Annotated in this window: 28 protein-coding genes; 19 read left to right on the top strand and 9 right to left on the bottom strand. The window is 57.5% G+C overall.

Features of this window, described 5'->3' with window-relative positions; genetic code table 11:
- Positions 1-199 precede the first annotated feature (199 nt).
- Entirely contained in the window at positions 200-448 is a 249-nt protein-coding gene (locus tag MKZ79_RS14935; protein WP_336143270.1) for a biofilm development regulator YmgB/AriR family protein, read from the bottom strand.
- Between the two features lie 512 nt (positions 449-960).
- Here MKZ79_RS14935 and cspE point away from each other — a divergent pair.
- On the top strand, positions 961-1,173 hold the full coding sequence (gene cspE, locus MKZ79_RS14940; RefSeq protein ID WP_125288360.1) for a transcription antiterminator/RNA stability regulator CspE: 213 nt from the start codon (positions 961-963) through the stop codon (positions 1,171-1,173).
- 130 nt (positions 1,174-1,303) lie between these two features.
- Positions 1,304-2,506: a multidrug efflux MFS transporter gene (locus MKZ79_RS14945; RefSeq protein ID WP_336143271.1), complete on the top strand. Its 1,203-nt coding sequence runs from the start codon at positions 1,304-1,306 to the stop codon at positions 2,504-2,506.
- Between the two features lie 93 nt (positions 2,507-2,599).
- Here MKZ79_RS14945 and MKZ79_RS14950 read toward each other — a convergent pair whose 3' ends face one another.
- Positions 2,600-5,674 (bottom strand): beta-galactosidase, encoded by a 3,075-nt coding sequence (locus MKZ79_RS14950; protein WP_336143272.1) that lies wholly within the window; start codon positions 5,672-5,674, stop codon positions 2,600-2,602.
- Between the two features lie 275 nt (positions 5,675-5,949).
- On the opposite strand from MKZ79_RS14950, the gene MKZ79_RS14955 reads away from it, so the two are divergent.
- Complete coding sequence (locus tag MKZ79_RS14955) at positions 5,950-6,096, top strand: hypothetical protein (RefSeq protein ID WP_336143273.1); 147 nt, start codon at positions 5,950-5,952, stop codon at positions 6,094-6,096.
- A 224-nt stretch (positions 6,097-6,320) separates the two neighbouring features.
- Entirely contained in the window at positions 6,321-7,850 is a 1,530-nt protein-coding gene (locus MKZ79_RS14960) for an FAD-dependent oxidoreductase (RefSeq protein ID WP_336143274.1), read from the top strand.
- A gap of 33 nt (positions 7,851-7,883) precedes the next feature.
- Here MKZ79_RS14960 and proC read toward each other — a convergent pair whose 3' ends face one another.
- Positions 7,884-8,693: a pyrroline-5-carboxylate reductase gene (gene proC, locus MKZ79_RS14965; protein ID WP_336143275.1), complete on the bottom strand. Its 810-nt coding sequence runs from the start codon at positions 8,691-8,693 to the stop codon at positions 7,884-7,886.
- A gap of 98 nt (positions 8,694-8,791) precedes the next feature.
- Here proC and MKZ79_RS14970 point away from each other — a divergent pair, with 98 nt between their 5' ends.
- From MKZ79_RS14970 to MKZ79_RS14985, 4 genes are all read left to right on the top strand, one after another.
- Complete coding sequence (locus MKZ79_RS14970; RefSeq protein ID WP_336143276.1) at positions 8,792-9,310, top strand: hypothetical protein; 519 nt, start codon at positions 8,792-8,794, stop codon at positions 9,308-9,310.
- A gap of 9 nt (positions 9,311-9,319) precedes the next feature.
- A complete protein-coding gene (locus MKZ79_RS14975; protein ID WP_336143278.1) occupies positions 9,320-9,766 on the top strand; it encodes a DUF421 domain-containing protein in 447 nt (148 codons plus the stop codon).
- A gap of 293 nt (positions 9,767-10,059) precedes the next feature.
- On the top strand, positions 10,060-10,764 hold the full coding sequence (locus MKZ79_RS14980) for an MgtC/SapB family protein (RefSeq protein ID WP_336143279.1): 705 nt from the start codon (positions 10,060-10,062) through the stop codon (positions 10,762-10,764).
- 67 nt (positions 10,765-10,831) lie between these two features.
- Positions 10,832-11,284: a YaiI/YqxD family protein gene (locus MKZ79_RS14985; RefSeq protein ID WP_336143280.1), complete on the top strand. Its 453-nt coding sequence runs from the start codon at positions 10,832-10,834 to the stop codon at positions 11,282-11,284.
- Between the two features lie 34 nt (positions 11,285-11,318).
- Here MKZ79_RS14985 and MKZ79_RS14990 read toward each other — a convergent pair whose 3' ends face one another.
- Entirely contained in the window at positions 11,319-12,026 is a 708-nt protein-coding gene (locus MKZ79_RS14990; RefSeq protein ID WP_336143281.1) for a DUF2076 domain-containing protein, read from the bottom strand.
- A gap of 299 nt (positions 12,027-12,325) precedes the next feature.
- On the opposite strand from MKZ79_RS14990, the gene aroL reads away from it, so the two are divergent.
- From aroL to ppnP, 4 genes are all read left to right on the top strand, one after another.
- Positions 12,326-12,850, top strand: a complete 525-nt coding sequence (gene aroL / locus MKZ79_RS14995; RefSeq protein WP_336143282.1) for a shikimate kinase AroL — start codon at positions 12,326-12,328, stop codon at positions 12,848-12,850.
- Between the two features lie 127 nt (positions 12,851-12,977).
- Positions 12,978-13,169, top strand: coding sequence for a YaiA family protein (locus tag MKZ79_RS15000; RefSeq protein ID WP_336143283.1), 192 nt, complete (start codon positions 12,978-12,980; stop codon positions 13,167-13,169).
- Between the two features lie 303 nt (positions 13,170-13,472).
- Positions 13,473-14,264, top strand: a complete 792-nt coding sequence (locus MKZ79_RS15005) for an AroM family protein (protein ID WP_442897157.1) — start codon at positions 13,473-13,475, stop codon at positions 14,262-14,264.
- 54 nt (positions 14,265-14,318) lie between these two features.
- Positions 14,319-14,609 (top strand): pyrimidine/purine nucleoside phosphorylase, encoded by a 291-nt coding sequence (gene ppnP, locus MKZ79_RS15010; RefSeq protein WP_336143284.1) that lies wholly within the window; start codon positions 14,319-14,321, stop codon positions 14,607-14,609.
- Positions 14,610-14,639: 30 nt separating this feature from the next.
- On the opposite strand, the gene rdgC is transcribed toward ppnP, so the two are convergent.
- Positions 14,640-15,551, bottom strand: a complete 912-nt coding sequence (gene rdgC, locus MKZ79_RS15015) for a recombination-associated protein RdgC (protein WP_336143285.1) — start codon at positions 15,549-15,551, stop codon at positions 14,640-14,642.
- A 92-nt stretch (positions 15,552-15,643) separates the two neighbouring features.
- Positions 15,644-17,008 (bottom strand): ethanolamine permease, encoded by a 1,365-nt coding sequence (eat, locus tag MKZ79_RS15020; protein ID WP_336143286.1) that lies wholly within the window; start codon positions 17,006-17,008, stop codon positions 15,644-15,646.
- Between the two features lie 222 nt (positions 17,009-17,230).
- Between eat and MKZ79_RS15025 the strand changes: the two genes are divergently transcribed.
- Together MKZ79_RS15025 and qhpR are read left to right on the top strand one after the other, a co-directional pair.
- Complete coding sequence (locus tag MKZ79_RS15025) at positions 17,231-18,232, top strand: phosphotransferase enzyme family protein (RefSeq protein ID WP_336143287.1); 1,002 nt, start codon at positions 17,231-17,233, stop codon at positions 18,230-18,232.
- A gap of 62 nt (positions 18,233-18,294) precedes the next feature.
- Positions 18,295-19,347, top strand: coding sequence for an AraC-like transcriptional regulator QhpR (gene qhpR / locus MKZ79_RS15030; protein ID WP_442897158.1), 1,053 nt, complete (start codon positions 18,295-18,297; stop codon positions 19,345-19,347).
- Here qhpR and MKZ79_RS15035 read toward each other — a convergent pair.
- Complete coding sequence (locus tag MKZ79_RS15035) at positions 19,344-19,745, bottom strand: cell envelope integrity TolA C-terminal domain-containing protein (protein WP_336143289.1); 402 nt, start codon at positions 19,743-19,745, stop codon at positions 19,344-19,346. The two genes, qhpR and MKZ79_RS15035, sit on opposite strands and share 4 nt — an antisense overlap.
- 241 nt (positions 19,746-19,986) lie before the next feature.
- Between MKZ79_RS15035 and MKZ79_RS15040 the strand changes: the two genes are divergently transcribed.
- From MKZ79_RS15040 to MKZ79_RS15055, 4 genes are all read left to right on the top strand, one after another.
- Entirely contained in the window at positions 19,987-20,664 is a 678-nt protein-coding gene (locus MKZ79_RS15040; protein WP_336143290.1) for a CsgG/HfaB family protein, read from the top strand.
- Between the two features lie 13 nt (positions 20,665-20,677).
- A complete protein-coding gene (locus MKZ79_RS15045; protein WP_336143291.1) occupies positions 20,678-21,031 on the top strand; it encodes a DUF4810 domain-containing protein in 354 nt (117 codons plus the stop codon).
- Entirely contained in the window at positions 21,031-21,678 is a 648-nt protein-coding gene (locus tag MKZ79_RS15050) for a DUF799 domain-containing protein (RefSeq protein ID WP_336143293.1), read from the top strand. Before MKZ79_RS15045 ends, MKZ79_RS15050 begins: the two co-directional genes overlap by 1 nt.
- A gap of 156 nt (positions 21,679-21,834) precedes the next feature.
- A complete protein-coding gene (locus MKZ79_RS15055; RefSeq protein WP_336143294.1) occupies positions 21,835-22,785 on the top strand; it encodes a bifunctional helix-turn-helix transcriptional regulator/GNAT family N-acetyltransferase in 951 nt (316 codons plus the stop codon).
- Positions 22,786-22,819: 34 nt separating this feature from the next.
- Here the strand turns inward: MKZ79_RS15055 and MKZ79_RS15060 are convergent, their stop codons facing one another.
- Both MKZ79_RS15060 and MKZ79_RS15065 read right to left on the bottom strand, forming a co-directional pair.
- Positions 22,820-23,296 (bottom strand): DMT family transporter, encoded by a 477-nt coding sequence (locus tag MKZ79_RS15060; RefSeq protein WP_336143382.1) that lies wholly within the window; start codon positions 23,294-23,296, stop codon positions 22,820-22,822.
- A gap of 7 nt (positions 23,297-23,303) precedes the next feature.
- Positions 23,304-23,738: a DMT family transporter gene (locus MKZ79_RS15065; RefSeq protein WP_336143296.1), complete on the bottom strand. Its 435-nt coding sequence runs from the start codon at positions 23,736-23,738 to the stop codon at positions 23,304-23,306.
- A 99-nt stretch (positions 23,739-23,837) separates the two neighbouring features.
- Here MKZ79_RS15065 and MKZ79_RS15070 point away from each other — a divergent pair, with 99 nt between their 5' ends.
- Entirely contained in the window at positions 23,838-24,785 is a 948-nt protein-coding gene (locus tag MKZ79_RS15070; protein WP_336143297.1) for a LysR family transcriptional regulator, read from the top strand.
- Positions 24,786-24,796 lie beyond the last annotated feature (11 nt).

The following is a 24,796-nucleotide window of genomic DNA, read 5'->3' on the forward strand; positions in this document are numbered from 1 at the left end:
TGTCATACGTCTGCAACAGTGGCGCTGTACTTTACCTGATTAATAAAGGTGAAATCTTGATCTCGCCACAGATATGTTTGCCCGCCTTATTCCCGCCCCGTGCGGGTTTTTTTCGTCGGGGCGGAGGTTGGCATAAGGCGGGAAGGCTGAGGCAGGGAAGTGACGTTGTCGAAAAGGGCAACGGCACGGACAGAAGAGGTCAGGGCGCTTTCTCCTCCAGCAGCTGCGTCAGCAAATTGCGATAGCCCTGTAGCCGGCTTTCATCCGGTTCGCGTTCGAGTCTGGCGATAACGGTGGCGATAATCGCTTTGCTGGTGGTTGGCCTGCCGCTGCGCATCAACTCAACCATAATGGCCGCCAGCAGCTCGCTCTCTTTCGGCGCGCTGAAAGCGGGACTGTTAAAGTAGTCGGTAATCTCCCGGCCCGCGCCGGTTGCGTGATGAACCATGGTAATCCTCCAGCAAAGCGCTATCGCCAGCCTGACGGCTACGCAATGAGATCGAAAAGGGGTAAATTCGACTTACCGGAGAGGATAAGCCGCCACTTAGCCTGGAAAATAACCAGGTGCAGATTTTTATTAGTCTGGATGGGCGCGGTGAAATGTCCAGCTACGGCAGCACAATTTTTTAGCTATAACGCGCTGAACCTCAGGCGCAGCGGCGGCCCGAGCAGAGTTAAAACAGCAGAAACCTAAAGTAATTATTATTAAAATCATCGACTTGACATTAAATTACCTTTTTTTAGCTGGAAAGGCTTGTGCCAGAGCGCTGGTTATGAGTAAATGCATCGTCGGTTTTGAAACAGACAACGTATGCGAGCAATTTTAGTAAAGCAGTTTTCAGTTAAAGCGTTATCTCAGATATCTCTTCTTCCTGACTTCCTTCTTGAGTGCCCCATAAGTCCACCCTGTTGACAAACCTCGTGCCCTTAGCGGCTTCATACTTATTGAAGGAAAGACAAATGTCTAACAAAATGACTGGTTTAGTAAAATGGTTCAACGCTGAGAAAGGTTTCGGCTTTATCTCCCCAACTGACGGCAGCAAAGACGTGTTCGTACACTTCTCTGCTATCCAGAACCAGGGTTTCAAAACGCTGGAAGAAGGTCAGAAAGTTGAATTCTCTATCGAAAACGGCCAGAAAGGCCCTGCAGCTGCTAACGTAACTGCGCTGTAATTCGAGAGACGCTTCCGCAGCGGCGATAGTCGCGCAGAAGACCCAAAAACCCGCCTGATGGCGGGTTTTTTGCATTCAGGCTCTGAGTTGTTACACTCACCGCTCGCATTCTCCTGCTGAGCATAAAAAAATGGAATCCTGGAAGGTTAACCTTATTTCTGTCTGGTTCGGCTGTTTGTTTACCGGCCTTGCTATCAGCCAGATTATTCCTTTTCTGCCGCTTTACGTGGAACAGCTCGGCATTACCGATCCCGGCGCGCTGACCCTGTGGTCAGGGTTGATCTTCAGCGTCACCTTTATGGTTTCCGCCGTGGTATCGCCGATGTGGGGCAGCCTTGCCGACCGTAAAGGGCGCAAGCTGATGCTGCTGCGCGCCTCATTGGGAATGGGCCTGGTTATTCTGCTGCAGGCTTTTGTCACCAACGTCTGGCAACTGCTGCTGCTGCGGGCGCTGATGGGGTTGACCTCAGGCTATATTCCTAACGCGATGGCGCTGGTGGCGTCGCAGGTGCCGCGCGACCGCAGCGGCTGGGCGCTGAGCATGGTTTCTACCGCGCAGATTTGCGGGGTGATCATGGGGCCGCTGCTGGGCGGTTTTCTGGCCGACTGGGTAGGCCTGCGTGCCGTTTTCCTGATCACTTCCTGCCTGCTGCTGACCAGTTTTCTGATCACGCTGTTTTTGATCAAGGAAACCGGGCACCGCAAAGTCAGCAAAGCGGAAAAGCTCAGCGGCGCGATGGTTTTTCGCTCGCTAAGCAATCCCGGGTTAATTATCAGTCTGTTTATCACCACGCTGGTGATCCAGCTCTGCAATGGCTCCATCAGCCCAATTCTGACGCTGTTTGTGCGCCAGCTGGAACCGAACGTCGAGAATATCGCCTTTATCAGCGGCGTGGTGGCGGCGATCCCCGGCGTTTCTGCGCTTTTCTCCGCGCCGCGACTGGGCAAACTGGGCGACCGTATCGGCGCGCAGCGTATTCTGTTTGCCGCGCTGATGCTGACTATCGTGCTATTTCTGGCTATGTCCTGGGCGAGCAGCGCGCTACAGCTGGGAGCGCTGCGTTTTCTGCTGGGATTTGCCGAAGGCGCCATGATGCCGGCGGTGCAAACGCTGCTGCTGCGCTACTCCAGCGACAGGATCACCGGCCGCATTTTCGGCTATAACCAGTCGTTTATGTATCTGGGCAATGTGGTCGGGCCGCTAATCGGCTCGGGTGTTTCCGCTATCGGCGGCTTTCGCTGGGTTTTCACCGCCACGGCGATAGTGGTGCTGATCAATACCGTGCAGCTGATGCTCGCCTGGCGGCGCAGAAAAGTGAACGCGACGGCCTGACCGAGTAGATGCGGCTGGTCAGCCGGTGCCAGGCAACCAGCAATCAGCAACCAGCGCCAGACGGGCGATAAACCCGCCCGCCGGCCAGCGCGACTACGCCTGATTCGCCGCTTTCAGCGTCACGGCATAGCGATAGTGCGAGGCAGAGAGCAGATACTCCGGGCTGACGCTCGGGCTCCAGGAGTCGTCGCCGCCCACGCCCATATGCCAGCCGTCGATATGCAGCCAGCAGCCCGCTTCCGGCCGCAGCAGATGCCGGTGCGAAACGTCGCGCAGCTGCTCCGTGCCATAACGGCTCAGCGAAAAGGCGAAGTCGCCCTCAACCTGCAGCGCGCCAGCGGTCAGCGATTTTGTGCCGCCGCGCAGCCCGTTTTCGCAGGGAAAGACATAAGGCGTATAAAGCGCCTCCAGCGGCAGCGACCAGCGGGAGAACTGTGCCGACAGCTGACGATCCGGATAGTTTTCATGTGGCCCCAGCCCCAGCCAGCTTGCCGTCGCGGGCGCTTCACGCAGCTGGCAGCGCAGCCCGATTCGCGCGGGCGCAGGCAGTCCTGAAGCCAGCGAAACCTCAATCTCTATCCGCATTTCTCCCTGTCCGTTGACGCAATAGCGCTTGCGGCTGAGGAACCTCAGCTCGTTCTGGTAGCGCCAGGCATGCAGCGTTTCCAGCTGAACACTTTCGCTGAGCGTCTCACAGCGCATCTCCAGCAGCGCACTCTCCAGCTGGTCATAGCCCGCGCGCCGCCAGCGTTCGACCCAGGCGTTGGGATCGATATTGCTGACCTCGCTGATGCCGATATCGTTATCCAGCGGCGCGCGCGTGAAGGCGTCCTGCAGCGGCGCAAGCAGCTGAGGCTGTCCGGCTATCAGCCACTGCGTCAGCTCGCCGCGCTGCGGGCAAAACTGCCAGCTTTGCTGTTGATGGGTCAGCGTAATGGCGACATCGTTTTGAGTTACCTCGGGCGCGCAGAGCGTAACGGCGCGCACGGGCTCTGCCAGCTGTGACGGCAGCCGGAACTGATCCCAGGCGACGCGATGATTTTCATCCGACCAGCATGTGGCGCGCGGCTGCACGATGGCGACATTCAGCCAGACTTCGCCGCTTAGCGACGGCAGTTCGCCCAGCTCCAGAACCGCAATGCCTTCCGCTGCGAGCTCCAGCGGCTGCTCGCCGCCGGTAACCTTCACGCCGTTTTGCTCAATCTGCCAGCGCAGCGTTTCGTTGTCGGTCGAGCGGAAAAGATAGTCGCTGCGCACCTTCAGCCGTAGCGGCGCGCTGCTCTCCAGTGAAAACTGGAAAAACTGCTGGGCGCGCTGCGCTTCAAACAGGCTGGGATGCGGCGTGCGATCGGCGAAAACCAGCCCGTTCATGCAGAACTGACGATCGTTGGGTTTGTCGCCGAAATCGCCGCCGTACGCCTGCCAGGCGCTGCCGTCTTTCTCGACGCGGGTCAGGCTCTGATCGACCCAGTCCCAGACAAAGCCGCCCTGCAGGCGAGGATGCTGACGAAAAGCCTGCCAGTATTTAGCGAAGCCGCCCAGGCTGTTGCCCATCGCATGCGCATATTCGCAGAGGATCAGCGGCCGGGTTTCTCCGGGCAGGCCAATCCACTTTTTAATCGACCATTTGGGCACCGCCTCGAACGGCTGATCCTGGTCCACGCGCGCATACATCGGGCAGATAATATCGGTGGCCGCCGTGTCCGCGCCGCCGCCTTCATACTGGACAGGACGCGTGGGATCGTTGCTTTTTACCCAGCGGTAAAGCGCGTCGTGGGTAGCGCCGTGACCCGATTCGTTGCCCAGCGACCAGATAATAATGGCGGCGTGATTGCGGTCACGCTGCACCATCCTGGTGACGCGCTCGCTAAAGGCGTTAAACCAGTGCGGATCGTCAGAGAGGCGATTCATCGGCTGCATACCGTGCGTTTCGATATTGGCCTCGTCCACCACGTAAAGCCCGTAGCGGTCGCAAAGACGATACCAGAGCGGATGGTTAGGGTAGTGAGAACAGCGCACCGCGTTGAAATTATGCTGCTTCATTAACTGGATATCGCGCAGCATGGTGGCTTCGTCCACCGCCTGGCCCAGCTCCGGATGATGCTCGTGACGGTTGACGCCGCGGATCAGCAGCGGCTTGCCGTTCAGCTTCAGCAGGCCGTGGTCGATTTCCACTTTGCGGAAGCCGACGTCGAAGGCTTCCGCTTCCACCAGGCGATCCTGAGGATCGAACAAGGCTACGGTGACGCGATAAAGATCGGGCGTCTCCGCGCTCCACAGCGCCGGGCGATCGACATGAAGGTTCAGCGTGGTGCGATCACGGTAGTTGCCGCGCTCGTCGATGGTTGGGCTGTAAAGCGGCTGGCGCTGCTGCGCAATGCAGCGGTCGCCCTGCCAGAGCGTGACCTCAGCCTGATAGTCGGCGGCTTCGATCTGCGAGCAAACGGCGAGCACCTGCAGCCGGGCGCTGGAGAACTCCGGGCTGAGATGCGTTTCAATTTGTACATCAGTGAGATGGACGAGCGGTTTATGCAGCAGCGTGACGTCGCGAAAGATGCCGCTCATCCGCCACATATCCTGGTCTTCCAGGTAGCTGCCGTCGCTCCAGCGCAGCACCAGCACGGCAAGCCGGTTTTCGCCTGCCCGCAGCGCGCAGGTGAGATCGAATTCCGCAGGTAAACGGCTGTCCTGGGAATAGCCGATAAACTGCCCGTTGCACCAGAGATAAAAAGCGGAGCTGACGCCGTCAAACTGAATGCGGGTTTGCCCGTCGCTCAGCCAGCTTTCGTCGAGGCTAAAGGTGCGTGAATAGCAGCCGGTTGGGTTTTCCGCCGGGACGTAAGGCGGGTTCACCGGAATGGGATACTGGACGTTGGTGTAAATGGGGATATCGTAGCCGGCCAGCTGCCAGTTGGACGGTACCGCCAGCGGCTGAGCCTCTGCCAAATCCTGCTGCAGCCAGCTCTCCGGCACCGCTTCGGGCCGCGCGAAATAGCTGAAGGCCCAGCTGCCGTTCAGAGAGCGGCGGCTCGCACTGGGCGCGTCTTCCCTGGCGGCGGTCAGCGAACGCCAGCTGGCGAAAGGCGGATGCGCCGCCAGGCGATAAAGCTGGGTGACGGCCGGGTTTTCCCAGTCGCGGCGGCAGAGCTGTTTTATTGGCGATGTCATTGGCGATACCTCGTTATTTTTCTGCGCACACACTGAAAGGAATCCGTCAGGCTGTAAAGCTGAATGCGTTCAACTTGCGAGGCGGCTCGCAGCAAATTCGCCGCGCTTTTTTCCCCGGCGAGAATAGCGGCTTAAGGTTTGTCGCGGTTTCCCGCAAGGAAAGCGTTAAGCGTGGTTACACCGCGTAAAATCAGCAGTTAACAGGATATTTCTGCATTGTCGGCCCACGTGGCGACGCTTACTATCAGCGCCATTGTTACCACGAGGAAAGAGCTATGGGTCGTTTAATTAAGGTAGTTAGTGTGGTCGCGCTGGTAACGGCACTGAGCGGATGTCTGTTCCCGCCTCCGGGTGGCGGCGGCGGCGGTTGGGGCGGTGGCGGCGGCCCTCACGGCGGTTTCTCTCAGGGGCCAGACCGTTAATATAAAACGCCGGAGCAACGCGCTCCGGTTTTTTCCAGGCCTGCTGCGTATTCCGCCAGGCACTCTGCGAATTTTTCCCGCCGTTAAAAATTAATGTCATTCAAAATCATTTAGTTAATCCTGTTCATGCGCGCTTTCTCCCGTTTCGGCGTGGCCGTTCTCCCTGTTAATGCCAGGCTTATTAGCTGTGATAATGTCGAAACATAACAAGAAAGGAGCCTGTCGTGAGCTATCAAAATGCTATCGTCCTGCAGGATTTGCCGCAGCTGAAACCGGTCAGAGTCCCCATTGGCGAGCAGGAGATCCTGCTGATTCGCCAGGATGAAGAGGTCAACGCTTTTCAGGCCAAATGTCCCCATTCCGGCGCGCCGCTGGAGCAGGGCGCCATTCGTGACGGCTACCTGGTCTGCCCGTGGCATAAAGCCAATTTCGCCATCAGCGACGGTAGCCTGTGCGAGCCGCTGGCTTTAAGCGATCTGCAGCGCTATCCGGTCAGGATTGAGAACGGCATGGTGCAGGTCGATCCGGAAGCGCTGCCGCCGCTGTATCGTTTCTCTGAAGAGGATGACGAGCCGGTGTTTGTCGTACTGGGAACGGGCGCGGCGGGTGCGGCGGCGGCCTGGACGCTGCGCAGAGAAGGCTTTAAAGGGCGTCTGGTATTGGTCGATCGCGAAAAGCAGGCGCCTTACGATCGTACCGTTCTGAGCAAGTTTGTGCCGTCCGGCAATATGGCCATCGAGGAGGTGCCGCCTCTGCTGGATGAGGATTTCTGGCACTACGCCGAACGCAAGCATGGCGATGTCGAGCAGCTGGACAGCCGCGAACAGCTGCTGCGCTTTGCCGATGGTTCGACGCTGAAATATGACCGGCTACTGATCGCCACCGGCGGCATTCCGCAGCGGCCAGATCTGAGCGGCAAAGCGCTATTCGGCGTTCACGTGCTGCGCAGCATTGAGCAGGCGGCGACGCTGCTGCAGGAAGTAGACGCAACCAGCCAGCTGGTGATTGTGGGCAACAGTTTTATCGGCATGGAGCTGGCTTCCGCTCTGCGCTCGCAGCAGGTGAAAGTGCAGGTTATCGCCCGCGATCCGCTGCCGTTTAAAAAGCAGTTTGGCGAGCAAATCGCTGAATATTTTCGTGAGCTGCACGAAGAGAACGGCGTGGAATTTATCGAAGGCGAAGTGGCCGGCCTGAAAAACGATGGCGGGCATGTCAGCGGCGTGGAGCTTAAGAATGGTCGCGTCGTGCCGGCGAATATCGTGCTGCTGGCGACCGGCGTGGCGCCAGGCACCGATTTTATTCACGATATGCCGCTTAATGAAGATGGCAGCCTCACCACTAACGAGCAGCTGGAAATTGCCAGCAATGTCTGGTGCGCAGGCGATATCGCCACTTTCCCTGCCGCTTCCGGCCCGATGCGCATTGAGCACTGGCGCGTGGCGCAGCAGCAGGGCAGAGTGGCGGCAAAAAATATGCTGGGACGCGGCGAAAAGTTCGATCGCGTGCCCTTTTTCTGGACGGCGCAGTTCGGGACGCGCTACGAATATTTAGGCCATGCTGAAGACTGGGATGATTTTCGGCTGTTCGGATCGCTGAAAGAGAAAAAATTCGTGGCGCTCTACGGGCAAAGAGGGCAGTTAGCCGCCGTCGCCTCCTGCGGGCTTTACACCTTTACTGCGGATCTGGTGCGGCGAATGCAGCAGCCGATGACCATGGCGGAAGGCGCGGCGCTGGCGCAAAACGAGCTGGGTTAATCGGTATGCCCCGAAACCGGGGCATACCGAGCATCAGGCTTTGCTCATGCGCTCTGATTTAGCCATGCACTGCTGCATCGCTTCCATCACTGCCGCGCGGAAACCTTTCTCCTCCAGCACTTTTACCGCCTCGATAGTGGTGCCGCCCGGCGAGCAGACCATATCTTTCAGCTCGCCCGGATGCTTACCGGTTTCCAGCACCATTTGCGCCGAGCCTTTAACCGCCTGCGCGGCAAACTGGTAAGCCTGCGCGCGCGGCATGCCGCCCAGCACAGCCGCGTCGGCCATCGCCTCAATAAACATAAATACGTAGGCCGGTGCCGAGCCGCTGACGCCGACCACCGCGTGGATTTGATACTCCGGCACCAGCGCCGCTTTACCGAAGCTGTTAAAAATAGCGACGATTTCATCCGCTTCTTCTTTGGTGACCAGCACGTTCGGGGTCACGGAAGTCATGCCTTCGTTCACCAGCGCAGGCGTATTGGGCATCACGCGCACCAGTTTGCGGTCGTGACCCAGCGCCTGAGCGAGTGAATCCAGCGTGACGCCAGCAGCGATAGAAACCACCAGCGTCTCTTTATTCAGACAGCTGGAGATCTCTTTCAGCACGCTGAGGATGACATTTGGCTTTACCGCGCCAAACAGGATATCGGCCTGTTTCGCCACTTCTTCCGCGCTGTTGCCCGGCGTAACGCCATATTTTTCCTGCATCGCCCGATTGGTTTCAGGCTTGTGGTCGTAAACCCAGATATCTTCCGCCTTCACCTGGCCAGCGGCAACCAGGCCGCCAATGATAGCTTTCGACATATTGCCGCAGCCGATAAAACCGATTTTTTTCGTCATCCTTCTGCACCTTTTCGCGTTTTCATCCCATCCAGCTTACGTCATTACCCGGGTTAATTCAGCTTCGGCTACGCTTAAGCGACAACCAGGAGCCGGGTATGAACGTAGAGCCTCAAGATGAAACGCGCAGCCGTCGCTATCCCGTTCAGGAGCATATGCGCTGGCAGCGGATTGAGTGGCGAATACAGCGCATTGGCTATATTTGCCTGTTTGCCGTGGTGCTGCTGGGCGCCTGCGGCCTTTTTTCCAAAGGCGTGCTGAGCGACAAAAAAGTGGTTTCCGCCGACGGTTCGCTGCAGGTGGAGTATGAGCGTTTTGGGCGGCTGGACAGCGATATGGCGATGACCATCCGCATTAAGCCGCGGCAGAGCGGGCATTTCACGTTGATGATTAACGGCGAAGAGATGGACAATTTTCAGATCCAGTCGCTTCAGCCGCAGCCGCAGCAGGCGGTCAGCAGCAAAAATACGCTTGAGCTGAGCTGGCGCTTTCCAGGCCGCCGTGAAGGCGCGACGGTGTGGGTCGGATTACAGGCGCAAAAACCGGGTCGCTATCCGGTTACCATCACGCTGGACGATAGCGCCAGCGTGCAGTTTACCCAGTGGATCTACCCTTAGGAGCGCGTTATGGAAACCGTTTTGCGGGCGGCCAGCATGTATCTGCTGCTGATGGTGGTGCTGAAAATCGCCGGACGACGCACATTGCTGGAGATGACCTCGTTCGACCTGATCCTGCTGCTGATTATCAGCGAAGCCACGCAGCAGGCGCTGCTGGGGAACGACTTTTCAGTGACCGGCGCCTCGCTGACCATTATTACGCTGATTGTGGTCGATATCCTGTTCGGCATGCTGAAGGCGCGCTTTCCCCGGCTGGATATGTTGATTGACGGCTCCGCGCTGATTCTGGTGGAAAATGGCCATCTGCTGCCGGAACGGGCCAGAAAAGCGGGGATTTCCGAAAAGGATATTATGAACTCGGCACGCAGTACGGCCGGGCTGGAACGGCTGGATCAAATCAAGTTCGCCATTCTGGAGAAAAACGGCAAGATCAGTATTATCCCGAATTCTTCTTAATTCAGAAACGGCAGTGAATCAGCAAACCGTTTTATTTTCGTTCAGGAAAGCGGCTTGCCTTCGCCATTACCTGAAATTACTATTTTGCGGCTTATTCACTCACTGAGGAGTCCTGCATTGGACAATTATCCCGGCGGATTGCGCCAGGTTTCCCGGTAAGTCAGCCTCCTTCACCGGTCGCTGACTTGATGTCAGGCGACCAGATCCTTTCTGTTCTTCCTGTTTACTGCGCTTACGGGCAGCCTGCGCGCGATCCTCATATCGTTCGGAATTAATCCGGCATCGAGGTTGCTATGGACTGGAAAATGTTTTTTCTGCGCGCGCTTGTCGCGCTGCTGCTGGGTGCGTTGATCGGCGCCGAGCGGCAAATTCGTCAGCGTCTGACCGGCCTGCGCACCAACGCGCTGGTCAGTACCGGCGCCTGCCTGTTTGTGTTAATGACGCAAAGCGTGCCTTTCCTGGCGGCGGACGCGTCGCGAGTCGCGGCTTATGTGGTTTCCGGCATAGGATTTCTCGGCGGCGGCGTCATCATGCGCGACGGCATAAACGTGCGCGGCCTGAATACTGCCGCTACGCTCTGGTGCACCGCCGCTATCGGCGTGCTTTGTAGTATGGGGCTGCTGCTGGAGGCTACGCTGGGCTGTTTTATTATTTTGTGCGCCAATATCCTGCTGCGCGAACTTACGCTACGCCTGAATGGAAGGCTGGGCACCATCGCCAGCGAAGCCGTCCAGCATTATCATCTGCATTTGACCTGCCTGGCCGAAGAGGAGGTACAGATGCGTAAGCTGATTCTGGAAGGCCTGAAAAGCGGACGACTGCAGCTGCAGGGGCTGGAAAGCGAAGATTTACCGCAGCCCGGCAAAATGCGGGTGCAGGCGGATATTCTCGGCCTGCCTGGCGGCGCGGTGCAGCTGGAGAAACTGGTTAACCGCCTGAGCCGCGAAAAAGGCGTTAGCGCCATACGCTGGCAGTTGGGCACGATGGCGGCGGAATAAAGGGTTGCCATTCCCGAAAAGCCAGGCAAGATCGCAACCAGTATTGTGCTGATAAAAGGAAAGGGCGATGCCAGTCTGGGTTGATGCCGACGCGTGTCCGAAAGTGATTAAAGAGGTGCTGTATCGTGCAGCGGAGCGCGAGCAGATTAAGGTAACGCTGGTGGCGAACCAGGCGCTGAGCGTGCCGCCGTCGCGTTTTTTGCAAACGCTGCGCGTGCCGGCGGGTTTCGACGTGGCGGACAATGAGATTGTACGTCGCGTGGAGCCGGGTGATTTAGTGGTAACGGCGGATATACCGCTGGCGGCGGAGGTGATGGAAAAGGGCGCGATAGCGCTGAATCCGCGCGGCGAGCGCTATAGTGAAGCCACGATTCGGGAAAGGCTGACCATGCGTGATTTTATGGACACGCTGCGGGCCAGCGGCGTGCAGACCGGCGGCCCTGCGACGCTGAGCCAGCGCGATCGACAACAGTTTGCCAACGAGCTGGACAAGTGGCTGCAGGCGCAGCGCCGCAAATAGCGAAAAGGCGGGGAAATCCCCGCCTTCAGCTTATTCAGACAAAGCTGTCATCGTCGTCAAAGCCGCCGTCGTCAAAATCATCGCCATAGTCGCTGGCGTAGTCCTGCGGCAAGCCAGCATCCTGATTCAGGAAAGGCGCATCGGTGCCGTTGTTGAACGTATCCAGATTATTGTCGAAATTCTCCTGCGGCAGCGCCGGTTCGTTAATGATGTTTACAATCTCTTCCGGCTGCGAGTGGTGGAACATGCTGGTCAGCATATCCGCCATCACCACGCCGCCCGCTACGCCAACCGCCGTTTGTAAGGCGCCGCCTAAAAAGCCGCGGGTTGCCGATGGGGCGGCGGGCGCAGAGTATGGCTGTTGTGGCGCGCTGTTCCATGGCTGCTGCTGCTGTGGCGCGTTGCCCCAGGCAGAGGATTGCTGCTGAGGTTGTTGCGGCTGCGACTGTTGGCGACCGCCGCCAAACAGGCCGGACAGAAAGCCGCCGCTGCTCTGCTGCGGCTGTTGTTGTTGCTGTGCCGCCAGCTTTGCTTCCAGCTCGCTTACCCGGTTGTTCAGCTGCTTCATGGCGGCTTCCTGGATCAGGATCGCCTGCGCCATGTAGTAGGGCGCGCCCGGCTGCTGCTGTAGCTGCTGCTGGATCAATTTTTCTGCAGCGGCGTCACGCGGGCCCGACTGGGTTTCAGCCTGTTTCAGACGGCTAAAAAGGCTTTCAATTAATTTTTGTTCTTCGCTCTGCATAAGGGATCCTCATTAACGGGCTCTATCTCTATTCTGGAACAGCCGCCGGGAAAGTAAACGTGGTTCGGGTAAGGAAATGTTGCCGCTGTCACCGCTGGCTTATAACTGGCTGTAACGTTAGCTTTACACACTATTTTTGTTTTATATCAAAATGATGTCTGATTTTACGCTCTGAAGAGGTGTAAAGAAAAAGTGACTGCTGGTGACGATGAAGAATTCTCGGTATGATGCCAGGCTCTTACTTTACCGGCGGCTGCCGCCAAAGCGGCCCATAAAACAAGGCTGAGGAATTTTTCGCCATGTCCTTACCTCTCTTTCTTATCGGCGCGCGCGGCTGTGGAAAAACGACCGTGGGCCAGGCGCTGGCGCAGGCTCTGGGCTATGCCTTTACCGATACCGACAAACATCTGCAGCAGACAACGGGCATGACCGTGACGGAGATTGTGGCGGCGGAAGGATGGCAGGGTTTCCGGCAGCGCGAATCGCTCGCTCTGCAGGCGGTAACGGCGAATCGTACGGTGATCGCCACCGGCGGCGGTATGGTGCTGGCACCGGAAAACCGCCAGTTTATGCGCGAGCGCGGCCAGGTAATCTGGTTACAGGCCGAGGCGGCCGTGCTGGCTGCCAGGCTGGAAGCTTACCCGGAACAGGCGCAGCGTCCTACGCTGACGGGCCGGCCCATCGCGGATGAGATGATTGAAGTGCTCGCTGCCCGTGAGGCGCTCTACCGCGAAGCCGCTCACTTTATTATCAACGCCATGCAGCAGCCCGTTAATGTGGTTGAGGAAATTATCAGCGTGCTGGCGCAGGCTCGCGCCAGTTAGCGATACGATTTTTCCCAACTTGCAGAGGCCGGGCAGAGAAATGCCAGCCTTTGTCTATACTTGAAGGACGGAAGCTGTTCGTGCAGTGAACCGAACAGTTCGGTAATCCTTTAAGGAGGGAAAAACTATGCCAGGCAGACCGCCCTATCCTCGTGAAGCGCATATTGTTCCAATAAAAAAAGGCTCGGCCGAGCATTGTGAAACCTGGTATGAGCTGCGTGCCGATCATCCAAAACCCGACACGTTAATCAGCGAACACCAAAGCGAGCAGGAAGCTATCGATGCTAAAGCTCGTTATGAAGATATAGAGAAAGAGTAATAGCACTGCGGCAGGGATGCCGGAAAACACCGGGACACAGCAAAATGTGGCGAAAATGTAAGCGCTACCACCCGTAATTCAGGTGATTCTGCTGCCAGGCTGGCGATAATCGCGATAGCGGCCAGCCATTTGGCTTAAGCGAAAAATAAATTTGCAGCAAAAAGAAAATTGCCCGCAGATTTTGCTGTGTATTCTTATTCATATCATGGGATTAAAGCTTGACCACGACTGGCCGGCGGCCTATTTTCGCTGGATAGTTTATCAAGCCCGACGCTTCTCATAAGCCCTTAACTGGACAGACCATTGACCGACATCCTCACTAAATCACATCCTTCTGCCGAGCAGCCGACCTTTTCCGGAGCGGAACTTCTGTTCTCCGAAAGCCTGATGGCCGATATGCTGGGCGAAGCGGAAAGTAACGCAAATAAACTGGCTACTTTAACGTTAGGAAAGGCGCCTCGCAGAGATCTTCTTCCTCTGTTACTGGAACACCTGCCTGAAGAGAATATCGCCCATTTTGGACTGCTCGATGGCCTTTCTTCGGCTGAAATCGAGCAGCGCTATGGGCCGGTAGCGGGCGAAAAGGTGACGATGACACATATGGAGGATGGCTCTTACGTCATTTTGTCCGCTGGCAAAGTCGAAGCGGAGCTGCAAAAGCTCATTTTCAGGCTGGAAGCGAAAGGTTTCGCCAATATTCTGATCCTGTGCGCAGGAGAATATAAAAACCTGAAGGCAAACAGCGCCATTCTGCTGGAGCCTTATCGCATGTTGCCGCCGCTGGTCAACGCCATTACCGACGGCCATCAGGTTGGCGTGATGGTAGCGCGGGAAGAGTATCTGGGCGAGCAGGCCTACAAATGGCAAAGTCTGGCCTCCAGGCCGCGCTTCGCCGTAGCCAGCCCCTGGGTTGAGAACGACGATGAACTGATCGACGCCGCTCTGCATCTGCAGGAGCAGGGCGCCGACGTGGTGGTGCTGGACTGTCTTGGCTACCACCAGCGCCATCGTGATTTTTTACAAAAACTGTTGGGTATTCCCGTACTGCTTTCCAACGTACTGCTGGCCGGACTGGCTGCGGAACTGGTAGCGTAACAGCAACAGGCAAAGTCGGGCCGCCCGTTTTTTTCTCTGATAAAGGATAGTGCCATGCTCAACGTCAGCGAGTACTTCGAAGGAAAAGTGAAATCGATCGGTTTCGACAGCGCCAGCACCGGACGCGCCAGCGTCGGCGTGATGGCTGAAGGAGAATATACGTTCGGCACCGGCCAACCGGAAGAGATGACGGTGGTCAGCGGCTCGCTGAAGGTACTGCTGCCGGGCGAAACCGAATGGCGCCATTACGATCCGGGCCAGGTTTTTAACGTGCCGGGCCACAGCGAGTTTCATCTGCAGGTAGCCGAGCCCTCTTCCTATCTTTGCCGTTACCTGAAAGAGTGATGCAAAAAGGCCGGATCTCCGGCCTTTTTCTTAACGCTGCGCTTCGCCGCCCAGCGCTTCGATCGTGTTGGCGATCAGCGCGCTCAGCTCGCCGGTCATCAGGATAAAGTCGGCGTCAAAGCGGCCCGCCACATCTTCCCTGTCGATATCGTCGTTTTGCTCGCGCAGCGCGTCGGCGAACTTCAGGCGTTTCAGCGAGCCGTCGTCCGACAGCACCAGCTGTACGCGCTCCTGCCAGTCCAGCGCCAGCTTAGTCACCAGCTTGCCCGCTTCGATATGGTTAGCGATTTCGTCGCAGACCAGATCCTGCTTTTTACAGCGGATGACGCCGCCATCTTCCAGCAGCGCTTTCAGCTCCGCCTCATCCATCAGCGCGAAGCCCGCCGGCGTCTCGCCGGAGCGCACCCATTCGGTCAGCGTCAGCTCAATCGGGCTTTCCAGCGTCAGCGGCACCACCGGCAGCGATCCCAGGCTTTTACGCAGCAGCGCCAGCGTATCTTCCGCTTTTTTAGCGCTGGCGCAGTCCACCATAATCATATTGTTGACGGTGTCGATCCACAGGAAAGTCTGGCTGAAGCGGCTGAAGGCGCGCGGCAGCAGGCTGTGCAGCACTTCATCCTTGAGCGAATCCTTCTCGGTTTTTTTCAGCTTGCGCGCCTGTTCCGCTTCCAGCTTGCTGATTTTCGCCTCCAGCGCCTGTTTGATCACCGGCGACGGCAGGATTTTTTCCTCTTTGCGGGCGCAGATCAGTATCTGTCCGTTATTGACGTGGGTCAGCGCATCGCTTTTCGAGCCCATCGGCGACACCCAGCCGGTTTTCGCCATGTCCTGACTGCCGCAGGGAGTGAAAGAGAATGCCTCAAGTTGTTTTTCCATCTCGTCTGCCGCCAGCGGAATTTCGCGGTTCAGACGATATACCATCAAATTTTTAAACCACAGCATTGTGCTTTCCCTCTCCGGCGCGTCATGCGCGCTCATTCAAAGTCAGCGCGCATGATAGCGAATCGGCGACGGGGTTTCATTGCCTTTTAGCGTTATTCTCCCACCAGCATCGCATCGCGCGGCGCACTGGCGCGCTGGCTTTTGGTCAGCAGAAAATAGCCGTAGCCCGCCGCCATCAGCAGCACGAACAGCGCGCCGATCAGCGGGTTGAACCACAGCATGGCTATCAGGCAAACCAGCGCCAGCAGCAGCGCGATGCCCGGCACAATCGGGTAGCCCGGCGCGCGAAAGCTGCGCTCCAGCTCCGGCGCGATGCGGCGCAGGCGGAACAGGCTCAGCATACTCATCAGATACATTACGATCGCGCCGAAGACGGCCATCGTGATCATCGCCGCCGTCAGCGTCATGCCCTGCAGGTTAATCCAGCCGTCGCTGAAAATCGCCGCGATGCCGATAACGCCGCCGGCGATAATGGCGCGGTGCGGCGTCTGAAAGCGGGAGAGCTTCGCCAGGCCTGCAGGCAGATAGCCCGCGCGGGAAAGGGCGAAAAACTGACGCGAATAGCCGAGAATAATGCCGTGAAAGCTGGCGATTAGCCCAAACAGACCGATCCACACCAGCATATGCATCCAGTTGGAGTGCTCGCCGACAATCATTTTCATCGCCTGCGGCAGCGGATCGTTGATGTCGGAGAGCTTGCGCCAGTCGCCCGCGCCGCCCGCCAGCAGCATCACGCCAATCGCCAGCACCACCAGCGTCAGAATACCGGCGATATAGGCTTTGGGAATGGTGCGTTTCGGATCTTTGGCCTCTTCGGCCGCCATCGCCGCGCCTTCAATAGCCAGGAAAAACCAGATGGCGAAAGGGATAGCGGCAAAAATGCCGGAGACGGCAGGCAGGCCGAAGCTGTCGCCGCCCGACCAGCCGTGCGCCGCGAAGTTGCTCAGGCTAAAGCCCGGCGCCACCACGCCCATAAAGACCAGCAGCTCAATAACCGCCAGCACCGTCACCACCAGTTCGAACATCGCGGCCAGCTTTACGCCGAGAATGTTCAGCGTCATAAACACCAGGTAAGCGCCAACGGCGGCATATTTAGGATTGAGGTCAGGATACTGCACGTTAAGGTAGGCGCCGATCGCCATCGCGATAGCGGGCGGCGCGAAGACGAACTCAATCAGCGTCGCCATACCGGCGATCAGGCCGCCGGTTTCGCCAAAGGCACGACGGCTGTAGGCGAACGGGCCGCCCGCGTGCGGAATGGCCGTGGTCAGCTCGGTAAAGCTGAAGATAAAACAGGTGTACATGGTGGCGATCAGCGCGGTGGTCGCCAGAAAGCCCAGCGTGCCCGCTACGCCCCAGCCATAGCTCCAGCCGAAATACTCGCCGGAAATGACCAGGCCTACCGCGATGCCCCACAGATGTATCGTGCCCAGCGTGGGCTTGAGTTTGCTTGTCATATCGCTTTTCCCGCCAGTGTGTGTCCTTCGATAATGCAGCCGCCGCCGCAGGGAAACTTGACGCGGGCACAGGGATTTCTGCGCTCTGCTGTCAACTTACAAGCAAAAAAAGCGCCAGCTGCGCGCTAAGGTCAAAAGTCTGTTTCCTGCGGTCAAGCGGGTCGGGTAGCGTCACGCCATGCTGATGTCAGGCCATCTCACCTCTATTCTGGAGTCCGCCCTATGACCAGCCAATATGACAATCTGACCACCGCTGCGCTGACCGCGCTCGCCTGCAGCGCGCTGAGCCGCTATCCCGCGTATTTACAAGGGAAACTCAGCCTGCTGTGTCGGTCAGAAAACGCCACTTTTCTGCTGGAGGCCGCCGGACAACGCTACGCGCTGCGCCTGCATCGCGGTAACTACCACCAGCGAGCCGATATCCTCAGCGAGCTGCGCTGGCTGGACGCGCTGCGGGAAACCGGCATTGTGGTGCCGCAGGCGATCGCCGACAGAGAAGGACGACTGGTGCAGGATTTGCCGCTGGAAGACGGCAGCGTGCGCCATGCGGTGCTTTTTCACTGGATCGAGGGCGAAATGCCGGGCACGGACGTCGATCCGCGCGCTTTCCGGCAGCTGGGCAATATCACCGCGCGGCTGCATCAGCAGAGTAAAAGCTGGCAAAAACCGGCAGACTTTCAGCGAATTATCTGGGATCACCAGACTATGGTCGGCGCGCAGAGCCACTGGGGCGACTGGCGGGACGCGCCTGGCCTGAAGCGCGAAGATTGCGGCGTAGTGGAGCAGGCGATTGCGCGCGTTGGTGAAGAGCTGGCGCTATTTGGAAAAGATCCTTCCCGCTATGGCTTGATCCACGCCGATCTGCGCCTGACCAATCTGCTGCTGCACAAGGGCGAAACGCGGGTTATCGATTTCGACGACTGCGGCATGGGCTGGTATCTGCACGATCTTGCGGCAGCAATCAGCTTTGTGGAGCACCATCCTCGTGCAGCGGAATGGGTGGATAACTGGATCCAGGGCTATGAACAGGTGGCGCATATCGACGACGCAGAGCTGGCGCTGGTGCCGACGCTGCTGATCCAGCGCCGCATTCAGCTGCTGGCCTGGGTCGGTTCGCACGCGCAGACAGAGATGGCGCAGAGCCTGGGGCCGCGCTGGGCCGATCATTCCGTCCGTCTCTGTCATCGCTATCTGGAAACCTGCGAGCTGCCCATCGGCGCTTAGCGGCGGCGCTGGTACGAAAATTGCTGAGTATGCCGTGTCTTTTTGCAGCGAGGCGATAAATGATGGAAAGCGGCGTAATCAAACAGCCAGAGATGGCGGCGATACTCAACGCGGGCTGTAATCGGGGCGTGCTGGCCGCCGCCGCCAGCGGCCTGAGCGACTTTATTGTAGAGAAGGGCGGCGACGTCGATCGCATTTTCGGCGTCAGCGGCATCGATCCCGAGCAGCTCGCCAGCCCGACGCTGAGCCTGGGGCTGGTCAACTACTGTCGGGTGATGGAAGAGGCGGCGCGCTGTTCAGGTTTTGATAACTTCGGTTTGCACTACGGCAGGCAGTTTAAACCACAGTCATTAGGTCTGATTGGCTATGTCGGGCTTTGTTCCGCCACGCTGGAGCAGGCGCTGCACAACGTGGTGAACGCTTTTCCGTGGCATCAGCACGATACGCTGACGCGGCTGACCGATAAAGGCGACTGCTGGCGGCTGGATTATCAGGTACGTCACGGCGCTATTCTGTGCCGTAGGCAGGACGCCGAGCTGACAATGGGCATGTTTATGAACCTGATCCGTCACGTGGCGGGCAAACACTGGGCGCCGCGCGAGGTGCATTTTGAACATCCTCGCCCTGAACAGTGGCACGAACACTGTAAAATCTTCGACGCGCCGGTCTGGTTCGATCAGCCCTGTAACTCAATGGTTATCCCTAAAAAAGATCTGGCGCGCGCGATGCCGGAAAGCGATCCGACGCTGCTGCTGGTGATGCAGGACGCAATCCGCCGTCTTAACAGCGCCACGCCGCAGCAGAGCGTGGTCGATCAGGCGCGTTCGCAGGTGCGCCTGATGCTGATGCAGGGCGAACCAACGCTGCCGGAGGTGGCGGAAAAAATGGGGATGTCGGGCTGGTCGTTACAGCGACGCCTGCGCGAGGAGAACCTGAGCTTTACCGCGCTGGTGGATAAGGTTCGCTGCGAAATGGCGACCTGGTATCTGCAGCAGCGCCAGCTACCGGTTTCTGAAATGGCGCTGCTGCTGGGCTATTCCGAAGTCAGCGCCTTTTCGCGCGCCTTCCGCCGCTGGTTTGGCGTCAGCCCGCGACAGTGGCGACAGGCAAGCTAGTTTGGCTTAAGGTCGATAACCATCGAGGCAGGCAGGGAAGCCGGCGGCGGCGGCAAGTTTTCTGCGCTGCCGATCACGCCCCAGGCTTTCAGACAGAGCTGCTCATCGCCCTGAGTGCTCTGCACGCTGTAGCGGCCGTTCTTACCATAGGTAATGGCGACCTGGCACTCGCGGCCATGATAGCGATGCGCGTTATAGAAGTTGCGCTGAATAGCGTACTGCATCTCTGCGAAATAGCGGCAGTGCTCATCTTTGCTGTCGTGACAGATCTGCTCTGCCCAGGCCTGCATCTCCTGCGGCGTGGCCTGGACGGGACGCGGTTCTTCGACGCGATGCTGACAGGCCGTCAGCAGCAAAACCAGCAGCGCCAGCCCGCTTTTCATTATCCCCGATGACATTTTTTCCCCATGATTACTAAAGGTTTCCTGATGTAAGCCGATAGTTTAGCCTGTTAGCCTCTGGCTGGCAGTTTATTCCGGCGATCGCGGGCCATTTACAGATTAATTACCTGGCCTGGTCATGCGGTTAAAAAGACGCTTTTTGATTAAACCGCAATTATTCTCAGGATTTTTCTGTCGCGATATTGTATTCTGCACGCGGACGTTGGATGTCTTTTTTTTATTCATGGAAAAGAAAAGAATGAAATTTTATTATAACCTTGTTGCATTTTCTTTATTAAGTTGCACGCTACTAAGCGGTTGCGCCACTGAATCTTCCCGCGCTATTGAAGCGCCGCAGGTTACCGCGGCAAGCCAGCCCGTTTATCAGGGCGCGAAAAGTCCGGTAGCCGTAGGAAAATTCGATAACCGTTCCGCCTATATGAACGGCATATTCTCGGACGGCGTGGATCGCCTCGGCAATCAGTCCAAAACCATTCTTATTACCCATCTGCAGCAGACCGGCCGGTTTAACGTGCTGGATCGCGCCAATCTCGACGAACTGAAAAACGAAGCGGGCTACAAGCACAGTACCCAGTCTATTAAGGGCGCGGACTATGTTATTACCGGCGATATTACCGAATTTGGCCGCAAGGAAGTGGGCGACCAGCAGCTGTGGGGCATTCTGGGGCGCGGGAAAACTCAGGTAGCCTATGCGAAGGTCAACCTTAACGTGGTCGACGTGGCAACCTCGGAAGTGGTTTATTCCGTGCAGGGCGCGGGCGAGTATCAGCTCTCCAACCGTGAAGTCATTGGCTTCGGCGGCACCGCCAGCTACGACTCCACGCTCAACGGCAAGGTTATGGATCTGGCCGTACGCGAAGCGGTAAATCATCTGGTCAGCGGTCTGGAATCCGGCGCGTGGCGCCCGGTTAAATAACAGGGAATAAAAAATGCGAGTAGTAAAATATAGCGCGGCGGTCGCCACGGCACTGCTGTTAACCGCCTGCGCCCAGAAAAAAGAAAATATCTATTACTGGGGCGACTATCAGAGTTCTCTTTACAGCTTTTATCAAAATGGCAGCGCGCCGCAGAAAGAGATTGAGACGCTGAATAAAGTTATCGAGCAGGCAAAAGCGAAAAATAAACCTGTGCCGCCAGGCCTTCATGCCCAGCTGGGATTACTTTATGTTAACGCCGGTCAGCCCGATTTAGCATTCCAGCAGTTTACCGCGGAAAAAACGGCTTTTCCTGAATCCGCCTCTTATATGGATTTCCTGATGCGTAATAAACAGGGAGCAAAATAATGAAAAAGCTTTTCGTCTTTATCTCCCTGCTGGCCGTGATGACGCTGACCGGTTGTGCGAAAAAAACGCCTTATGACTACAGCGCTTTCCGCGCCAGCAAACCGGCTTCCATTCTGGTGCTGCCTGCGGAAAACCATTCACCGGATATTGCGGCGGCCCACAGCTTTACTTCGCAGGTGACGCAGCCGCTGGCGGAATCGGGCTATTACGTTTTCCCGGTCGCGGTAGTAGAAGAAACCTTTAAGCAGAACGGTCTGGAGAACGCCACGGATATCCGTAACGTGCCTGCCGCGAAGCTGCACGACATCTTTAACGCTGATGCGGCGCTCTATATCGATATCAGCGACTACGGCACTAAATACCTGATTGTGGATAGCGAAACTCGCGTTTCCGCCACGGCAAGGCTGGTGGATTTGCGTAACGGTAAGCAGATCTGGAGCGGGCTGGCAACGGCTTCCGACAACGAAGGCAACAATAATAACCAGTCCGCGCTGGGTATATTGATTGCCGCCGCCGTGCATCAAATTGCCAGTAACATTACCGATAAAGCGCATGACGTTGCGGCCATCACCAGCGATCGCCTGCTGACGGCAGGCAACGATGGCGGCATGCTGCCGGGGCCGCGCGCCAAAGCCGCTAAGCTCTGACATTGACTTACTGCGACGAAAAAACCTGCGCCCTCAAAAGCGCAGGTTTTTTGTTTCACATTCCACTCTTCAAAAAAATCATAAAATCAGGCGGTTGACAGCAGGATAGATAGATGGTTGTATCATGCAACCATATAACAGGAGCACAGCCTTGGTATGTCCACACTCGATCTGATCGAACAAATCCGTTCATCCTCGCGCCTGATGGTGCGAGAACTGGGATTTATGAATGCTACGTTGGCGGCGACGGACTATTCGCCTTCTGCCGTGCACAGCCTGTTGGAAATCGACAGTCGTGGCGCCATGACCGCTACACAGCTGGCGCAGCTGCTGGGGCTGGAAAAGTCCAGCGTCAGTCGTATGCTGACCCGCCTGCTGGCCGCTGGCGAGCTGGCTGAAAAGCCGTCGGCTGAGGATGCGCGCGTCAGGCTATTACGCCTTACAGGGCAGGGAAAGGCGACGGTCGGTAGGATAAATGAGTATGGTGCAAGACGCGTAATGGAGGCGTTGCAGCAGCTTAATGCCGCACAGCAGCAGCAGGCTGCGCAGGGGCTGACAGCTTGGGCGCAGGCGCTGGAGCGTTGCCGTACCGGCGAGAAAGCGGCCATACCGGCACCGGAAATTATCACGGGTTTCGTTCCCGGTGCCATTGGTCGTATCGCCGCCATGCACGGACGCTATTATGCGGAAAATCACGGCTTCGGCACCTATTTCGAAGCTAAAGTAGCCAGCGGCCTGGCGGAGTTTGCCACCCGTGTGGATAACGAGCGCAACCACATCTGGCTGGCCGTGTGCGGTGGCAACATTGTTGGCTCAGTGGCGATCGACGGCGAAGACCTGGGCGATAATCAGGCGCATCTTCGCTGGTTTATCCTGGACGAAAGCTGTCGCGGTACCGGCATCGGCAAAAAATTGCTGGATGCGGCTGTGGCCTTCTGCGACCAACAAAAATTTGCGTCAACCCAGCTCTGGACGTTCAAAGGGCTGGATGCGGCACGCCGTCTTTATGAATATTACGGCTTCTCGCTGGCGAAGGAGTGGCAGGGCGATCAGTGGGGGAAGAGGATCACAGAGCAGCAGTTTACCAGGTACGGCAACGGTCAATAAACAGCCCGGACGTGGCGTCCGGGCCAGGGTAAAACTATTTGGCAGCGCTTTGGGCAACCGCCGCGTTTTTACTGCGGTTGCTGGCGTAGATAAAGAACAGGGCGATGCCCAGGCAGACAATCGCGCCCAGACGGCTGGCGGAAAACGGCACCGCCGCGTTGCCCAGCCAGCCGAAGTTATCGATTAACATACTCATCGCCAGCTGGCCGAAGATCACCGCGACCGTGGCGACAGCGGCGCCGATACGCTGCACGGCCAGCACCATAATCACAATATAGGGAACGCCGCACAGCGCGCCCAGCAGCTGCCATTTCGGCACGTCCAGCAGGCTGACCGCCTGTTTCGGCTCAAAGAAGAAGATCAGCAAAGCGGTAATCAGCGCGCCGACGGAAAAAGTCAGAAAGGCGCAGCGGAACACGCCGACTTTGCTGCCCAGCTGGCCGTTGATCGCCGCCTGAATGCTCAGCATTGCGCCGCCGACCACGGCCAGAATAATCATCGTTATTGTTATCATTACCTTACCCCTTTGCCACCAGCGCCAGCGCGGCGACGATAAAAATTAGCGCGATCAGGCGCTTGCTGTCTGTCTTCCGCTGCGGCGTGCCCAGCAGACCGAAGTGATCAATGATCAGGCTTTTAAACACCTGTCCGGCAAGAATGCCAATCATGGTCATGGCGACGCCGATAACCGGCGTCGCTATGGTCAGGATCACCACATAAACCGGCCCGAGCACGCCGCCGAGTAGCTGCCAGCCTGGCTGGGCGAAAAACGACGGGCTGTTGCGCGGGCTGAAAAAGAGCATCAGCAGAAAAGTCAGCGCGGCGCCGACGCCGAAAATGCTGAACGTCGCCCAGAGATCGCCGACTTCGCCGCCCAGCGGCCCTAGCAGTCCGGCCTCTACGGAGAGCCCCATACCGCCGATAACTACCAGCAGTATCAATAAAAGTTGCATAGTGAAATTTCCCTGTTGAATAAAGCGCGGAAGAGTACAGCAGGCGATGAATGAGAAAAATGCTATAGTGCGGTAAACACCTTTGCGGGATATGCATTAATGCACGGTCTGGATGCCGTTAATCTGCGTGCGCTGAGAATTTTTATCGGCGTTTTCGACGCGCAAAATTTTTCTCAAGTAGCACGGCGCGAAGGCATTTCGGCTTCGCAGGTTTCGCGCGTTATTCACCAGCTGGAAGATACGCTGGGCCAGCAGCTTTTTTACCGTAATACCCGCTCGATTACGCCGACGGAAAGCGGGCGTTTATTTGTCGAGTATGCACGCGCCATGACCGGCAATATGGAAGAAGCCCGCAGAACGCTGTATGAAAGAACGCTGGCGCCTTCCGGGCTGGTGCGTATCAACGCGCCGATCTATTTCGGCCAGCGGCACGTCGCGCCCGGTCTGGCCGCGTTAGTTGAGCGCTATCCCCAGCTCTCAGTGGAAATGATGCAGACCGATGACTATATCGATCCGCATAAAGAGCCGGCTGACGTGATTTTCCGTATCGGCACGCTGACCGACTCGTCGTTTCATGCCCGTATATTCGGCACGCAATATTACTATCTGGCCGCCGCGCCAGACTATCTGCGCAGGCATGGGACGCCCGCGCATCCTGACGAGCTAAGTCGTCACCGCTGCCTGGTTTATCGCGGGTCATCCGGCCCCAACCGCTGGCTGTTCCGTCAGCCGGGCAGGGAATGGATTCACTATGCCGTAACGCCGTTGCTGGTGTCGAATCACGCGGAAACGCTGCTGGTCGCCGCGCTGGGCGGCATGGGACTGGTGCTGTTTCCGGACTGGCTGATTAACGACGGGCTGCAAACGGGCGAGCTGGTAAGAGTGCTGCCCGCATTCGAAGCCGCCATCAATACCGAACCGCAGCATATCGCGGCGATCTATCCCAATACGCGCCATCCGCCTCTTAACGTCAGGGCGGTGATCGATCATTATGTAGAGACTTTCGGATCGCCGCTCTACTGGCAGGATGCAGCGGATCGTCCCTGATGCCGCTTTCG

Source organism: Erwinia sp. CGal63 (assembly GCF_037026505.1).
Taxonomy (GTDB): Bacteria; Pseudomonadota; Gammaproteobacteria; order Enterobacterales; family Enterobacteriaceae; genus Erwinia.

Excerpts from the sequence above, each read along its gene's own strand:
- MKZ79_RS15050 (WP_336143293.1), top strand. The coding sequence starts at position 21,031 with ATGAAAAAGCTTTTCGTCTTTATCTCCCTGCTGGCCGTGATGACGCTG.
- ppnP (WP_336143284.1), top strand. The coding sequence starts at position 14,319 with ATGCTCAACGTCAGCGAGTACTTCGAAGGAAAAGTGAAATCGATCGGT.
- MKZ79_RS14935 (WP_336143270.1), bottom strand. The coding sequence starts at position 448 with ATGGTTCATCACGCAACCGGCGCGGGCCGGGAGATTACCGACTACTTT.
- MKZ79_RS15035 (WP_336143289.1), bottom strand. The coding sequence starts at position 19,745 with ATGTCATCGGGGATAATGAAAAGCGGGCTGGCGCTGCTGGTTTTGCTG.
- MKZ79_RS14980 (WP_336143279.1), top strand. The coding sequence starts at position 10,060 with ATGGACTGGAAAATGTTTTTTCTGCGCGCGCTTGTCGCGCTGCTGCTG.
- MKZ79_RS14985 (WP_336143280.1), top strand. The coding sequence starts at position 10,832 with ATGCCAGTCTGGGTTGATGCCGACGCGTGTCCGAAAGTGATTAAAGAG.
- MKZ79_RS14990 (WP_336143281.1), bottom strand. The coding sequence starts at position 12,026 with ATGCAGAGCGAAGAACAAAAATTAATTGAAAGCCTTTTTAGCCGTCTG.
- cspE (WP_125288360.1), top strand. The coding sequence starts at position 961 with ATGTCTAACAAAATGACTGGTTTAGTAAAATGGTTCAACGCTGAGAAA.
- MKZ79_RS15025 (WP_336143287.1), top strand. The coding sequence starts at position 17,231 with ATGACCAGCCAATATGACAATCTGACCACCGCTGCGCTGACCGCGCTC.
- MKZ79_RS15065 (WP_336143296.1), bottom strand. The coding sequence starts at position 23,738 with ATGCAACTTTTATTGATACTGCTGGTAGTTATCGGCGGTATGGGGCTC.
- MKZ79_RS14945 (WP_336143271.1), top strand. The coding sequence starts at position 1,304 with ATGGAATCCTGGAAGGTTAACCTTATTTCTGTCTGGTTCGGCTGTTTG.
- MKZ79_RS15000 (WP_336143283.1), top strand. The coding sequence starts at position 12,978 with ATGCCAGGCAGACCGCCCTATCCTCGTGAAGCGCATATTGTTCCAATA.
- proC (WP_336143275.1), bottom strand. The coding sequence starts at position 8,693 with ATGACGAAAAAAATCGGTTTTATCGGCTGCGGCAATATGTCGAAAGCT.
- MKZ79_RS15045 (WP_336143291.1), top strand. The coding sequence starts at position 20,678 with ATGCGAGTAGTAAAATATAGCGCGGCGGTCGCCACGGCACTGCTGTTA.
- MKZ79_RS14970 (WP_336143276.1), top strand. The coding sequence starts at position 8,792 with ATGAACGTAGAGCCTCAAGATGAAACGCGCAGCCGTCGCTATCCCGTT.
- MKZ79_RS15070 (WP_336143297.1), top strand. The coding sequence starts at position 23,838 with ATGCACGGTCTGGATGCCGTTAATCTGCGTGCGCTGAGAATTTTTATC.
- MKZ79_RS15040 (WP_336143290.1), top strand. The coding sequence starts at position 19,987 with ATGAAATTTTATTATAACCTTGTTGCATTTTCTTTATTAAGTTGCACG.
- MKZ79_RS14955 (WP_336143273.1), top strand. The coding sequence starts at position 5,950 with ATGGGTCGTTTAATTAAGGTAGTTAGTGTGGTCGCGCTGGTAACGGCA.
- MKZ79_RS14950 (WP_336143272.1), bottom strand. The coding sequence starts at position 5,674 with ATGACATCGCCAATAAAACAGCTCTGCCGCCGCGACTGGGAAAACCCG.
- aroL (WP_336143282.1), top strand. The coding sequence starts at position 12,326 with ATGTCCTTACCTCTCTTTCTTATCGGCGCGCGCGGCTGTGGAAAAACG.
- qhpR (WP_442897158.1), top strand. The coding sequence starts at position 18,295 with ATGGAAAGCGGCGTAATCAAACAGCCAGAGATGGCGGCGATACTCAAC.
- eat (WP_336143286.1), bottom strand. The coding sequence starts at position 17,008 with ATGACAAGCAAACTCAAGCCCACGCTGGGCACGATACATCTGTGGGGC.
- MKZ79_RS14975 (WP_336143278.1), top strand. The coding sequence starts at position 9,320 with ATGGAAACCGTTTTGCGGGCGGCCAGCATGTATCTGCTGCTGATGGTG.
- MKZ79_RS15055 (WP_336143294.1), top strand. The coding sequence starts at position 21,835 with ATGTCCACACTCGATCTGATCGAACAAATCCGTTCATCCTCGCGCCTG.
- rdgC (WP_336143285.1), bottom strand. The coding sequence starts at position 15,551 with ATGCTGTGGTTTAAAAATTTGATGGTATATCGTCTGAACCGCGAAATT.